A 12,201-nucleotide genomic window follows, 5' to 3' on the forward strand; every position below is an offset into this window, starting at 1 on the left:
ATGGCAACCCTGAACGCCTCCGGCCTGACGCTGAAATACGATCAGCGGACCGTCATCGAGGACCTGAGCACCGAGATTCCCGAGGGCAAAGTCACCATGATCGTCGGAGCCAACGCCTGCGGAAAATCGACGCTGCTCCGGGCACTGTCCCGGCTGCTCAAACCCGCGTCCGGCACAGTGACTCTTGGCGGCAAGGACATCCACACGAGGCCGGCCCGCGAGGTTGCCCGCGTACTCGGCCTGCTCCCGCAGCACCCGACTGCGCCCGACGGCATCACGGTCCGGGACCTGGTGGGCCGCGGCCGCTTCCCGCATCAGGGCTTCTTCCGCGGCTGGTCCGGCGGGGCATCCCCGGACGATCAGCGCGCGGTGCTCAACGCCATGTCCGCCACTGACACCCTGGATCTGGCGGACCGCTCCGTGGACCAGCTCTCCGGCGGCCAGCGTCAGCGTGCTTGGATCGCGATGGCGCTGGCCCAGGAGACCGAGGTTCTGTTGCTCGATGAACCCACCACCTACCTTGACCTCGCGCACCAGGTGGAAGTCCTGGATCTGCTGACGGACCTGAACCGCCGGCGCGGCACCACCGTGGCGATCGTGCTGCATGACCTCAACCTCGCAGCCCGCTACGCGGACCACGTCATCGCCATGAAGGGCGGCCGGATCGCGGCCGAAGGGGACTCCGGGGCGGTTATCACGGAGGCCTTGGTCCGCGACGTCTTTGGACTGGAGTCCCGGGTGGTGCCCGACCCCGCCTCCGGCACACCGCTGGTCGTCCCTCTCGGCCGCCACCACACCGCACCCGCCACGTCCGCCCATGCCCCCTCCGCCCATGCCCCCTCCGCCGCAGCACCGAACCCGCAACTGGAGCTGATCCCATGACTGAAACGCCTTCCCCGTCCCCTGCCTCCGCGACGGTGACAGTTCTGCCCGCCGCCGAGCCCATGACCGCGGCGTTCGACGTCCGCGTCACCGCCGTGGAACAGCTCAGCCCGAACTTCCGCCGGATCACCTTCGGCGGCTACTCGCTGCGGCACTTCGGCGTGCACGGAAACACCCTGGACCTGCGGATCAAGCTCATGATTCCCTCCCGGGCCGCCGACGGCCGCGACATCCCGCTGCCCGAATTCCGGACCGAGAAGCCCGCCTGGTACAGCGAATGGCTGGCCCTCGACCCGGCTGTCCGCGGCGCCATGCGCACCTACACCGTGCGGCAGGCACGCCTGGATGCCGTCTACCCCGAGATCGACGTCGACTTCGTGCTGCACCTCGACGCGGCCGGCCACGGCGGCTCCGCCGCCGAGTGGGCAGCCCGGGCAAGGCCGGGTGACGGCTTGGTCCTGATCGGACCCAACAACCGGGCCGCGCACTGTGTCACGGCGGAAAGTTACGCCGGCATTGAATGGCGTCCGGGACTGGCCCAGCGGGTGCTGTTGGCGGGGGATGAAACCGCGGTTCCGGCGATCGGGGCCATCCTGGAAAGCCTCCCGCCGTACCTAAGCGGCCAGGCCCTGCTGGAGGTGCCCTCCGCCGCCGACTTCCAGGACCTCGTCTCACCCGCCGACGTCGCCATCACCTGGCTGGCCCGCGGGAGTGCGCACGGGCGCCTGCCGCACGGGGCGCGCCTCCAGGCGGCAGTTCGTGCGGCCGTGCCGCCGCCGGGCTGGGTGGCTGCCACCGCGCAGCCCCCCTCTGTCGGACCGGACCCCGAGGACGTCAACGTGGACCGGGACATCCTCTGGGAAACCCCGGCACGGCTGGACGCGACGGCCATCAGGACCGGCCGGAACCCGGACAAGCCGGCCGGTGCCCTGCCGTTCTACGCGTGGATCGCCGGTGAGGCGGGCACCGTCAGGGAGTTGCGGCGCTACCTGGTGCGGGACGTGGGGATCGACCGGAAGCAGGTCGCGTTTATGGGGTACTGGCGGCTGGGGAAAGCGGAACTCTAGGCCGATTCCCCGGACCGCCGCACCCGTTGTGCCCCCCAAGTTAACCCCGACGTCGTCCGGCGGGACTACCGTGGCGCCATGGCCGAGAACCTTCCAGCCCCGGGCACTCATGGACGGCGGCTCTTCGTCGCCCTGGGGGACTCGTTCACCGAGGGCGTGGGGGACCACAGCAAGCGCCTGCCCAACGGGGTCCGCGGCTGGGCGGACCGGGTTGCGGAGAAGCTGGCGAAGGCGGAGCCGGGCTGGGAGTACGCCAATCTCGCCATCCGGAGCAAACGGCTTCGCCACATCATCGGCGAGCAGCTGGAACCGGCGCTTGCCATGGAACCGACCCTGGTGACCCTGTACGCCGGCGGCAACGACATCCTGGACTTCGGAACGGACATCGAAGACCTGATGGATGATTACGAATTCCTGGTGGCGAAGCTGGCCGCCAGCGGAGCCACGGTGGTGCTGTTCACGGGCTTTGACGTGAAGGTCTCGGTGCTGCTGGAGCCGCTGAAGCGGCGCAACGCCCTATACAACCGGCGCGTCCGGGAGCTGGCTGCCTGGTACGGTGCGGTGTTGGTGGACTACTGGTGCTTTGATGCCTTCCACGACCCGCGGATGTGGGATGCGGACCGGCTCCACATGTCCAAGGCCGGCCACAAATACCTTGCCGCGCAGGTCCTGGACCAGCTCGGCGTGCCGCACAACATCAGCCCCAAGGAATGGGGGCCGCCGGACCGGCTCGGGCTCCGGGACTGGGAACGCCGGCAGCGCCGCTGGGTGCACGACTGGGTGCTTCCCCTCTTTGGCCGCAAGCTGCGCGGCGTCACGCTGGGGGATGAGCTCAAGCCGCGCTGGCCGGACCCGGTGAGAGTCCCGCGCAAAGGCGGGCTGAAAAAGCTGCTGGCCGGCTGAGCTAGCTGTCCAGCAGGTTTTCGTACCCGGGGGCGACACGGCTGGCGTGGAACTCTTCGACGTCGAAGTCGGCCACGCCGTTGACGTAGAAGGGGTCCTTGGACAGTGCCGCGTCCAAGTCGGCGCGGTCCGCGTTGGACAGCAGGAGGCCGCCGGTGCGGGGGATCTTGCGGCCTGCCACCATAAAGACGCCGCGGTCGAACGCGTCCTGCAGCCAGGCGACGTGCGCCGGCAGGTGGAAGTCGACGATCTCTTCGGGCACCTTGTAGGTCAGGGAGACTACGTACATAGCGCCAGCCTACCGCCGGGCGGCAAGAAGGCAGGAACCAAAACCGGCCCGATGTTGAACCGTCAAGCATCGAGGCTCCTAGAATGGAGCCATGACCGAACCGCGCTGGCTCAATGCCGACGAACGCCGCGCCTGGCTGGCCCAGCTGAGCATCAACACGCTGTTGCCCGCCGCGCTGGACACGCAGCTGCATGCGGCCGGGAAACTCTCCCTGTTCGACTACAACGTCCTGGCCATGCTCTCCGAAGCCGAGGGCCGGTACCTGCCGATGAGCGAACTCGCGGCGCGCACCAGCGCCTCGCTGTCCCGGCTCTCGCACGTGGTCACCAAACTGCAGAACCGCGGATGGCTGGAACGCCGGCCGCACCCCGGCGACGCCCGCGTGACCACGGCACACCTCACCGAGGCCGGCATGGCCACCATCGAGGGGCTCGCCCCGGGTCATGTCGAAGCGGTCCGCGCACTGTTCCTGGACGCACTCGATCCGGACGACATCGCGGCCTTGGCCCGTATCGGCGAAAAGATCGTGTCCCGGCTCGACGCCGGCCACTGGATCCTGCGGGAGAACAAACGGGCCTGAGACCCGGGGGCGGCCAGCGGCCCGGTGTCCCCTAGTCTTGGCATTATGGAATCGCCGATCGACAGCTATCTCCGCCAGATCCACGCCGAGATCTCGCTGCTCAAGGACGGCAAGCCTTACAGCACCATTCCGGCCATGGCCAACGTGGATCCGGACAACTTCGGTATCGCCCTCGCGACCGTTGACGGCAAGGTGTACGAAATCGGTGACACCCGCGAGGAATTCACTATCCAGTCCATCTCCAAGCCCTTCACCTACGGACTGGCACTCGAGGACCTTGGCGCCGAGGCCGTGGATGCCAAGGTCGACGTGGAACCGTCAGGTGATTCCTTCAACGAGATCTCCCTCGCCGAAGGGACAGGGCGGCCTGCCAACGCGATGATCAACGCCGGGGCCCTCACTGCCACCTCCCTGATTAGGGGATCAGGCGGGCAGTCCGGGTTCAAACGGATACTCAGCACGTACTCCGGGTTCGCAGGCCGTCAGCTCTCGGTCAACGAGCAGGTCTACGAATCCGAGCTCAAACACGGCCACCGCAATACAGCCCTCGCCTACCTGCTTCGCTCCTTCAACATCATCGAAGACGACCCGACACCGGTTCTGCAGGACTACTTCCGGCAGTGCTCGGTCCTGGTCAACTGCTTCGACCTCTCGATCATGGCGGCCACGCTGGCCAACGGCGGCCGGAACCCGCTCAGCGGCAAACAGGTGCTTGAGATCGGGCCGGTGGAGCGAGTGCTGTCCGTCATGATGACCTCTGGCATGTACGACGACGCCGGCGCCTGGATCAGCAGCGTGGGGATGCCGGGCAAGAGCGGGGTAGCGGGCGGCATCATCGCCGTGCTGCCCGGCCAGGTGGGCCTGGCGGTCTACTCACCGCCGCTGGATGAGCACGGCAGCAGCGTCCGCGGGCTGGCCACCGCGCAGCGACTCTCCCGCGACATGGAACTCCACTTCGTCCGGGCGGCCCGGGCGGGCCGGTCCGCCATCCTCGCCGCCTACGACGTTACCGAAACACCCTCGGGCATCCGCCGCAACGACGAGGCCGCCGATGTCCTGCGTGCCCACGGCCACCGGGCCCGGGTGATCGAACTCAACGGCGACCTTCTCTTCGCCGGGACTGAATCCATGGTGCGTGAGGTCAGCGGCCTGGCCGACGACGTCGAGCTGGTGATCCTGGACATGCGGCGCACGGACCAAGTCAGCGAGGTCGCAGTGCGTACGCTGGCCAGAATGAGGCAGGGGATGGCCGACGCCGGGCGCGACCTGGTGCTGGTTGAGGCGGACGGGTCGGTCACCGAAGCCCTGGCAACGTCAAGCGAGCGCCCGGTTCCGTCCTTCACAACACGGAGCGCCGCCGTCGAATACTGCGAAAACCGCCTGCTGGAGCGCCACGGGGACCATCTGCTGATCCCGGACCACGTTCCCGTCACCGCCTCGCCCGCGCTGGCGCCCCTGGAGGAAGCGGAGGCGGCGGCGCTGGAAGCGCTGATGACGCCGAAATCCTATGGCGACGGCGACGTAATCCGGCGTGTCGGTTTGCGGTTCGGCGGGGTCTACTTCATCACCTCCGGAAAAGTCAGCAGCACGTCGCCCGGGCCCACCGCGGACCGGGTCAAGCTGAACACCCTCAGCGCCGGGATGACCTTTGGCGAACTGGCGCTGGGCAGCGGCAACCGGCAGGAAACCACCGTCCGGGCAGTGGGGCCGGTAGAGGTCATGGTGCTCAGTGTGGAGGCGATCGCCGAGCTGGAAGCCGCCGACCCTCGCCTGGCCATTGCCTTGTGGAAAGCCCTGACCCGGGATGCTTACACCCGGGTGGAGCAGTACCTGCGAGAAACGGCGGTCCGGATCCGCGAGTAGCAGCTGCGGCGATTCCCCGGTGTGACCCACCCAGGGGGCTCTGGCAGACTGAATCCATGGATTTCACAGCCCGCTACGTTGCACTCGGAGACTCCTTTACCGAAGGCGTCGGCGACGACCACCCGGCCCGCCCCAACGGCGTGCGGGGCTGGGCCGACAGGGTGGCAGAGCAGCTGGGCGCGGCCGACCCGGGCTTCGGCTACGCCAACCTCGCCATCCGCGGGAGGAAGCTCCGCCAGATCATGGCCGAACAGGTGGACGCCGCAGTCGCACTCAAACCCACCCTGGTGAGCATCTACGCCGGCGCGAATGACATCCTCCGTCCCAAGATCGACATCGATGACCTGCTGGTGGAATACGACGCCGGCATCCGGAAACTGAAGGCCACCGGTGCCACCGTGGTGATGTTTACCGGTTTCGACGCGCGCGGCTCCAAAGTCTTCGGGACCATGCGGGGGCGGACCGCCATCTACAACGAACTTGTCCGCGGCATCGCCGGAGACCACGATGCCCTGCTGGTGGACTACTGGCGCTTCAACGAGTACTACGACTGGGGCATGTGGGCGACCGACCGGATGCACATGTCCGCTGCCGGCCATGCCAACATGGCCAGGCGCGTCCTCACCGTGCTGGAGCACGACCACTCGATCGATGTGCCGCCGATGACGCCGGTCCCGGAGCTCAGCCGCTCCGAGGCGCTCCGTGCGAATGCCCGCTGGGTGCGCGAGTTCGCCGGGCCCTGGGTGGTGCGCCGGGTCACCGGCAAGTCCTCCGGCGACGGCCTCTCGCCGCGGTATCCTCAGCTCACCCGTCTCTAGTACGACGCCCTCTGGCCCGACGCCCTCCCGCCCCAAGGAGCAGTAACAGGATGAACAGCAGCCCCCTCACCTTTCCTGCCGGCTTCCTGTGGGGTGCTGCCACCGCGGCCTACCAAATCGAGGGAGCCGCCCACGAGGGAGGCCGCGGGGAATCCATCTGGGACGTCTTCTGCCGCGTGCCCGGGGCGGTCGCGGATGCGCACAACGGCGATGTCGCCTGCGACCACTACCACCGTTCGGCCCAGGACGTCGGGCTCATGCGGGACCTGAACCTGGCCGCCTACCGCTTCTCCATCTCCTGGGCCCGCTGCATGCCCGACGGTGTGACGCCGAACCCCGAGGGCATCGCGTTTTACTCGCGGCTGGTCGATCAACTGCTCGCTGCGGGCATCACGCCCTGGATCACGCTGTACCACTGGGACCTGCCGCAGGCGCTGGAGGACAAGGGCGGCTGGGCCGCGCGGGAAACGGCTGAGCGCTTTGCCGACTATGCCGCGGTGATGCACGAGGCCCTCGGTGACCGGGTCCGGATCTGGACCACGCTCAACGAGCCCTGGGTCTCGGCCTTCCTCGGCTATGCTGCGGGCATCCACGCCCCCGGACGGCAGGACCCCGCCGCGGCGCTCGCGGCGGTCCACCACCTGCTGCTGGGCCATGGCTTGGCCGTCCGCGCGCTCCGCCGGCAGGATCCTGAGGCGACCCTGGGAATCACGTTGAACCTGACGGTGGCCGATCCGGCCGACCCGGGCCGGGATGGGGACCTCGACGCCGCCCGGAGAGTTGACGGACAGTCGAACCGGATGTTCCTGGACCCGCTGTTCCGGGGTGAATACCCGGCCGATGTGCTTGCCGACGTGGCCCACCTCGGCATGGCCGAGGTCGTCCGGCCCGGGGATCTCGACATCATTTCGCAGCCCCTCGATCTGCTGGGCGTCAACTACTACCACGGGGACGCATTCACCAAGGATCCGGCGCCGCACCCCGGACCGGCCGGAGGAGCTCCCGCGTCGCCCTTGGTCGCGGCCGACGGCGTCCGGCAGGTGCCCCGCGGACTGCCTGTCACCGGAATGGGCTGGGAAATACAGCCCGAGGGCCTCCGCCGGCTGCTGAACCGGCTGCAGCGTGAATACACCGGGCCGGCCGGGGTCCCGATCTACATCACGGAAAACGGCGCCGCCTTCGAAGACGTTCCGGACGCAGATGGCTTCGTGGATGACCAGGCACGGCTGGCGTTCTTCGATCAACATCTGCGGGCAGTCCACGAGTCACTGGCGGACGGCGTGGACGTCCGCGGATATTTCGCATGGTCCCTGCTGGACAACTTCGAATGGGCCTTCGGCTATCACCAGCGCTTCGGGTTGGTCCGGGTGGACTACGAGACGCAGCGCCGCATCCCCAAGGCGAGCGGTCTTTGGTACTCGCGTGTTGCGGCGTCGAACGCGCTGCCAGCCGCGGGCGGGTAGCCGGCCCGGTCAACAGCGACGGGTGGGGGGAGCGCCCGCGCCGAACCCACGTCAGGCGCGGAACCCCGGCGTCGCGAGGATGCCCCCGTCGGTCCGAATGGCGAGCACCTCAACGTCCCAGCCGCTCGTCGCCCGGTTGAGCATGCGGACCCCGCCCGCCACGATGGCGGTCGCGAGCACATCGGCGGTGAGAATGTCCGCCGCGGCGACCGAGACTTGGCTGAACTCGCTGACGCCGGAGCCGCGGGTCCAGATGTGGTCACCTCGTTCGGCGGAGCCGGAGGTGGCCAGGGCCCCGATGCCGGTGCTGCCGCCCAACGGGTAAGCGGCGATCAGGGTCGTGCGGTCCTGCGGATCCACGACGCCGACCTGCCACGCCGCCCGGCTGCCCACGATGGGTGAACCGGCCACCAACACGTCACCGCCGGCGTTCAGGCACCAGTCGGCCAGCCCCCGTGACTGCAAGAGGGCCCCCGCTTCCTTGATCGCGAGCCCTTTCACCAGCCCGGAAAGGTCCGGCACTCCGTCCGGACGTTCCGGCGTGAACGCGCCCTCCGTCTGGAGGCGCCATTCGGCCGCGTCGGCGTAGCAGTCCCGGAGTTCCTGCGAGGCCTCCCGCAGCGAGAGCTCCCCGGCCGCCAGCCTGCTGGCCTCGGAACCGGGCCGGTAAAGGCTGAAGCGGGCGTCGAGTTCCCCGAAACGCTGTTCGACGACGCCGGCGGCCTCCGCCAGCGCCGCTTCGGCGTCCGCCGTCCAGTCCTCTGGTCCGAGGGGAACGGTAAGGCTGACGACCGTCCCCATGCACCGGAAGGTCTTGGCCTTCAGCTCCGGCCGGACCAGCTCAGACGTGGGCTGCATCGAGGGCCGCCTGGAGCGAGGTCAGGTAAGCATCACTGGTGACGGTGGCTCCGCTGATGGTCTGCACGTTGGCCGACTGGGCCTGGAGCACCTCAGCGCGCAGCAGGGGTGCGGCGTAGTTGCTGATCTGTACCGACCGGCCGCCGTCGTCGGTGAGTTGGAGTGCGGTGACATCCGAGATGGTGCCGCCGCTGACGGTGATTTGCACCTGGACCGGACCGAAGCGGGTCTGCACGACGTCGCCGGTAAAGGTTCCTCCGGCCTTCGCTGCCGCGCCGGTCGAGCTGGAGGAACCCGTGGTTCCCGTGGCTCCGGAGGACGGCGCGGAACTCCCGGTCGAACCGCTCGAGCCCGACCCGGTGGTGCCCGCCGTGGTGCCGACGGCGCTGGCCGTGTTCGCTACATGCGCTCCCGACTGCCAGCCGGCCACAAGGATCCCGACCGAGGCCAGGGTCGCTGAAACTACTGCGCGAATTCTCACCAGTCGAACCTTTCGTAGTGGAGTTGCTCTTCCCGCACGCCCGCCCGGCGCGCGTCATCCAGGACGTTTCTTGCCCAGTCCGCGGGGCCGCAGACGTAGACGTCTGCGTCGGCGAGGTTTGGTGCGTAGCTCGCCAGCCGGTAACCGGAGCGAGCTTCGGTTTCCGGTTGCCAGGTTTGGACGCCCCGCGGCCGGCGCCCGGTCAGATGGAATAAGGTCGCGCCACGGCGTTGGCAGAGCTCGAGGATTTCATCGCCGAGGTACAGACCGGACCGGCTGTGGCCGCGGAGGATCACGGTCGCATCGCCCGGCGCGAACGGAGTGCTCTCCAGCAGGGCGCGGATGGGGGTGATGCCGATGCCGGCACCAATCATCACAACGTGCTGCCGGCTGCGGGCGGCGGTGCTGAAGAGCCCGTACGGGCCTTCGATCGCCACCCGGGTACCGGGCTTCAGCCGGGCCAGGCTCGCGGAGCCCCTGCCAAGGTTCCGGACCGTAATCCGCAGCCGGCCACCGCCGTCGGCGTCGAACTGCAAGGGCTCAGCGGAAAGGCTGAACGGGTGCGGGTGCCACCACTGCCCCGGGGCGAGAAAGCGCCAGATGAAGAACCGTCCACCGCTGCCGGCCAGCTCGTCGAGATGCCGGCCCGTCATTTCGATGCTGACCACGCCGTGACCGGCGGCCACCACCCGGCTTACCCGCAGCTGATGCCGGACCGTGGCGACAATGGGCTCGAGAACCCGGTAATGCAGCAGCGCGGCGCCCGTCGCGATGCAGATCGCAAGCCAATACCAGCGCTGCCAGGTGCCTTCGGCGAAGAGTCCACCGACGCTGAACTGGTGCGGCAGTGAGGTCAGCACGGCGGCGTAGGTCAGCAGATGGACGACATACCAGAACTCATAGGGAAACCGACGGCGGACGGCGACCAGGGAGGTGACGACGACGGCGATAAAAAGTGCCATGGACACGAACGCCAGCCACATGTCGGGGACCTTGACCCACAGGGCCACTGACTCGCTGATCGGGTCAAGCCCCTCTGCCAGCCCGTAGCCGAGCGCGATCAGAACGCCGTGCGCCAGCAGTAGGTACAGGGACGGCTTGCCGAGTTTTCGGTGGAATTCAAGGGCGCGGTCATGGCCAACAGCCCCGTCGATGACGGGGAGGCGTGCGGCGAGGAGCAGCATGAGCAGCACCAGGTCCATCCCGGCGAGCCCCGCGACGATCCCCATCGCCGTGAACGCTCCGGCGACGCTTGAGAATCCGGCGACGCCGCCGTCGGCCAGCCACAACGCCACGGCACCGGCCACCGACGCCCATGCGATCACGGTGAGCAGGTCTGCCTTGAACAGCCGTTTGCGGTACTGCCCCTTGAAGGGGTTGCCGGCGGCAGGCGCCCGTCGGGCCGCGGGCTGCAAGGCAGTCTGGGTTGGTGTGTTCATGAATCCAGAATCTGCCCGTTGCCTTTCATTTTGCTGTGAAAGGACTGCGCCGCTGATGTGACTTGCCTGCGCGGGGACGGCCGCCGCTTATACACCCTGCGGGCCCGGATTGGTCTTTAATTCGCCAAGCTCGTAGACTTGGTAGGCGCTAGGTGGCGCGGAGCGTGTGCAATTGCTCCGGTTGGCGGAAATGGCTGAGGAATCAGGCACTCCCGGTGGCCGGTAGTTAGGGGCTCAAGTTGCGTGCACTCCTGTATTCGCCCAGTATCCCGGCACTTCGCAGTGATTCCTTTTGGTTATCGCCGCCCGGTGCCTGTGACCCACAATCTTCGCCGCAGTGAGGACTGCAGCCGGTTCAGCCGGCTGTCGGACTGCTGCGGAACGCGGGTGGGGCTGGCTGCGGACGCCGCCGATCGCACGGCTATGCGGAACTCCGCCAGCCGTTTCATATTATTTTCATTAGGAGAGTCGTCATGGCAGCACACTGCCAGGTGACCGGAGCCGAGCCGGGCTTTGGACACAGCATTTCGCACTCGCACCGCCGCAACAAGCGCCGGTTCGACCCGAACATCCAGAAGAAGCGCTACTGGGTTCCGTCCCTGCGCCGTAATGTCACCCTGCAGGTCTCTGCACGTGGCATCAAGACCATCGACGTACGCGGCATTGACGTAGTCGTCGCCGCCATCCTGGCACGAGGAGTGAAGCTCTAGTGGCAAAGGACAAGGACGTACGTCCGATCATCAAGCTCAAGTCGACCGCGGGCACGGGTTACACCTACGTGACGCGCAAGAACCGTCGTAACGACCCGGACCGCATGGTCCTGCGGAAGTACGATCCCAAAATCCGCCAGCACGTCGAATTCCGAGAGGAGCGCTAAACACATGGCTAAGAAGTCAATGATCGCTAAGAACGAACAGCGTAAAGTCATCGTCGAGCGTTACGCTGCAAAGCGCCTCGAACTGAAGAAGGCTCTGGTTGACCCCAACTCAACCGACGAAGCACGCGAAGCTGCACGCCTCGGCCTGCAGAAGCTGCCCCGCAACGCCTCGCCGGTCCGCCTGCGTAACCGCGACATCATCGACGGCCGCCCCCGCGGCACGTTCCAGAAGTTCGGTATCTCCCGTGTTCGCTTCCGCGACATGGCTCACCGCGGTGAGCTCCCGGGCATCACGAAGTCTTCCTGGTAATTCAGCACTCCTGAAGCCAGTGGCTTGAAGAAGGGCCGGCAACCAAATGGTTGCCGGCCCTTCTTGCGTTTAAGCCGGTGTTGCGCACGCCGGCTCCTCGTCCCTCGGCCTCCGCCCACCGCCGCCCACGGTGTCGGCACCACGCGTGGCCCGGTGACGGAGCCCACACCGACGACTTTGGATGCCGGACCTCGACTTCCCGCGCCCCGCGGGCCGGTTTGGCGCGGATTTCCGGGGTTTGTGGCGCGGGGAGGTGCTTGCGGGGGCCGATTTGTATGGGGTCGGGTTGGTGTGTAAAGTAGTTCGAGTCGCCGCCGCTGAAGCGGAAAGATAGCGACCGACCCCCTGATAAACGGCCTGGAAAATGGCGC

At 67.6% G+C, this 12,201-nt stretch carries 14 protein-coding genes; 10 read left to right on the top strand and 4 right to left on the bottom strand.

Going from position 1 to position 12,201, the window contains the following annotated elements; genetic code table 11:
• From AB4Y91_RS15340 to AB4Y91_RS15350, 3 genes are all read left to right on the top strand, one after another.
• On the top strand, positions 1 to 882 hold the full coding sequence (locus tag AB4Y91_RS15340) for an ABC transporter ATP-binding protein (protein ID WP_441419293.1): 882 nt from the start codon (positions 1 to 3) through the stop codon (positions 880 to 882).
• Positions 879 to 1,949, top strand: coding sequence for a siderophore-interacting protein (locus AB4Y91_RS15345; protein WP_441419294.1), 1,071 nt, complete (start codon positions 879 to 881; stop codon positions 1,947 to 1,949). The genes AB4Y91_RS15340 and AB4Y91_RS15345 overlap by 4 nt, the downstream gene beginning before the upstream one ends.
• A gap of 78 nt (positions 1,950 to 2,027) precedes the next feature.
• Positions 2,028 to 2,852, top strand: coding sequence for an SGNH/GDSL hydrolase family protein (locus AB4Y91_RS15350; RefSeq protein WP_441419295.1), 825 nt, complete (start codon positions 2,028 to 2,030; stop codon positions 2,850 to 2,852).
• Position 2,853: 1 nt separating this feature from the next.
• Here AB4Y91_RS15350 and AB4Y91_RS15355 read toward each other — a convergent pair whose 3' ends face one another.
• On the bottom strand, positions 2,854 to 3,141 hold the full coding sequence (locus AB4Y91_RS15355) for a YciI family protein (RefSeq protein WP_441419296.1): 288 nt from the start codon (positions 3,139 to 3,141) through the stop codon (positions 2,854 to 2,856).
• A 91-nt stretch (positions 3,142 to 3,232) separates the two neighbouring features.
• Here AB4Y91_RS15355 and AB4Y91_RS15360 point away from each other — a divergent pair, with 91 nt between their 5' ends.
• Genes AB4Y91_RS15360 through AB4Y91_RS15375 form a run of 4 tightly spaced genes read left to right on the top strand, consistent with a single transcriptional unit; the run spans position 3,233 to position 7,865 of the window.
• Complete coding sequence (locus AB4Y91_RS15360; protein ID WP_441419297.1) at positions 3,233 to 3,721, top strand: MarR family winged helix-turn-helix transcriptional regulator; 489 nt, start codon at positions 3,233 to 3,235, stop codon at positions 3,719 to 3,721.
• A gap of 45 nt (positions 3,722 to 3,766) precedes the next feature.
• Entirely contained in the window at positions 3,767 to 5,584 is a 1,818-nt protein-coding gene (glsA, locus tag AB4Y91_RS15365) for a glutaminase A (protein ID WP_441419298.1), read from the top strand.
• 56 nt (positions 5,585 to 5,640) lie between these two features.
• Positions 5,641 to 6,402 carry an SGNH/GDSL hydrolase family protein gene (locus AB4Y91_RS15370; protein ID WP_441419299.1) on the top strand — a complete coding sequence of 254 codons (762 nt, stop codon included), beginning with the start codon at positions 5,641 to 5,643 and terminating at the stop codon, positions 6,400 to 6,402.
• A gap of 50 nt (positions 6,403 to 6,452) precedes the next feature.
• Positions 6,453 to 7,865, top strand: a complete 1,413-nt coding sequence (locus AB4Y91_RS15375; RefSeq protein WP_441419300.1) for a GH1 family beta-glucosidase — start codon at positions 6,453 to 6,455, stop codon at positions 7,863 to 7,865.
• Between the two features lie 51 nt (positions 7,866 to 7,916).
• Here the strand turns inward: AB4Y91_RS15375 and AB4Y91_RS15380 are convergent, their stop codons facing one another.
• Genes AB4Y91_RS15380 through AB4Y91_RS15390 form a run of 3 tightly spaced genes read right to left on the bottom strand, consistent with a single transcriptional unit; the run spans position 7,917 to position 10,643 of the window.
• Entirely contained in the window at positions 7,917 to 8,723 is an 807-nt protein-coding gene (locus AB4Y91_RS15380) for an FAD:protein FMN transferase (RefSeq protein ID WP_441419301.1), read from the bottom strand.
• A complete protein-coding gene (locus AB4Y91_RS15385; protein WP_441419302.1) occupies positions 8,707 to 9,204 on the bottom strand; it encodes an FMN-binding protein in 498 nt (165 codons plus the stop codon). The genes AB4Y91_RS15380 and AB4Y91_RS15385 overlap by 17 nt, the downstream gene beginning before the upstream one ends.
• A complete protein-coding gene (locus AB4Y91_RS15390) occupies positions 9,201 to 10,643 on the bottom strand; it encodes a ferredoxin reductase family protein (protein WP_441419303.1) in 1,443 nt (480 codons plus the stop codon). The genes AB4Y91_RS15385 and AB4Y91_RS15390 overlap by 4 nt, the downstream gene beginning before the upstream one ends.
• A gap of 473 nt (positions 10,644 to 11,116) precedes the next feature.
• Here AB4Y91_RS15390 and rpmB point away from each other — a divergent pair, with 473 nt between their 5' ends.
• The 3 genes from rpmB to rpsN are packed head-to-tail and all read left to right on the top strand — an operon-like array spanning position 11,117 to position 11,830.
• Positions 11,117 to 11,353, top strand: coding sequence for a 50S ribosomal protein L28 (rpmB, locus tag AB4Y91_RS15395; protein WP_011693744.1), 237 nt, complete (start codon positions 11,117 to 11,119; stop codon positions 11,351 to 11,353).
• A complete protein-coding gene (gene rpmG, locus AB4Y91_RS15400) occupies positions 11,353 to 11,520 on the top strand; it encodes a 50S ribosomal protein L33 (protein WP_056737121.1) in 168 nt (55 codons plus the stop codon). Before rpmB ends, rpmG begins: the two co-directional genes overlap by 1 nt.
• Positions 11,521 to 11,524: 4 nt before the next feature.
• On the top strand, positions 11,525 to 11,830 hold the full coding sequence (rpsN, locus tag AB4Y91_RS15405; RefSeq protein ID WP_043485315.1) for a 30S ribosomal protein S14: 306 nt from the start codon (positions 11,525 to 11,527) through the stop codon (positions 11,828 to 11,830).
• Positions 11,831 to 12,201: the final 371 nt, after the last annotated feature.

Source organism: Arthrobacter sp. YAF16, assembly GCF_052113385.1.
In the GTDB taxonomy this organism is placed as follows: Bacteria; Actinomycetota; Actinomycetes; order Actinomycetales; family Micrococcaceae; genus Arthrobacter.

Bases quoted from the DNA above. Each gene is read 5' to 3' on its own strand.
- AB4Y91_RS15340 (WP_441419293.1), top strand. From the start codon at position 1: ATGGCAACCCTGAACGCCTCCGGCCTGACGCTGAAATACGATCAGCGG.
- AB4Y91_RS15355 (WP_441419296.1), bottom strand. From the start codon at position 3,141: ATGTACGTAGTCTCCCTGACCTACAAGGTGCCCGAAGAGATCGTCGAC.
- AB4Y91_RS15345 (WP_441419294.1), top strand. From the start codon at position 879: ATGACTGAAACGCCTTCCCCGTCCCCTGCCTCCGCGACGGTGACAGTT.
- glsA (WP_441419298.1), top strand. From the start codon at position 3,767: ATGGAATCGCCGATCGACAGCTATCTCCGCCAGATCCACGCCGAGATC.
- rpsN (WP_043485315.1), top strand. From the start codon at position 11,525: ATGGCTAAGAAGTCAATGATCGCTAAGAACGAACAGCGTAAAGTCATC.
- AB4Y91_RS15375 (WP_441419300.1), top strand. From the start codon at position 6,453: ATGAACAGCAGCCCCCTCACCTTTCCTGCCGGCTTCCTGTGGGGTGCT.
- AB4Y91_RS15390 (WP_441419303.1), bottom strand. From the start codon at position 10,643: ATGAACACACCAACCCAGACTGCCTTGCAGCCCGCGGCCCGACGGGCG.
- AB4Y91_RS15360 (WP_441419297.1), top strand. From the start codon at position 3,233: ATGACCGAACCGCGCTGGCTCAATGCCGACGAACGCCGCGCCTGGCTG.
- AB4Y91_RS15380 (WP_441419301.1), bottom strand. From the start codon at position 8,723: ATGCAGCCCACGTCTGAGCTGGTCCGGCCGGAGCTGAAGGCCAAGACC.
- AB4Y91_RS15370 (WP_441419299.1), top strand. From the start codon at position 5,641: ATGGATTTCACAGCCCGCTACGTTGCACTCGGAGACTCCTTTACCGAA.
- rpmB (WP_011693744.1), top strand. From the start codon at position 11,117: ATGGCAGCACACTGCCAGGTGACCGGAGCCGAGCCGGGCTTTGGACAC.
- AB4Y91_RS15350 (WP_441419295.1), top strand. From the start codon at position 2,028: ATGGCCGAGAACCTTCCAGCCCCGGGCACTCATGGACGGCGGCTCTTC.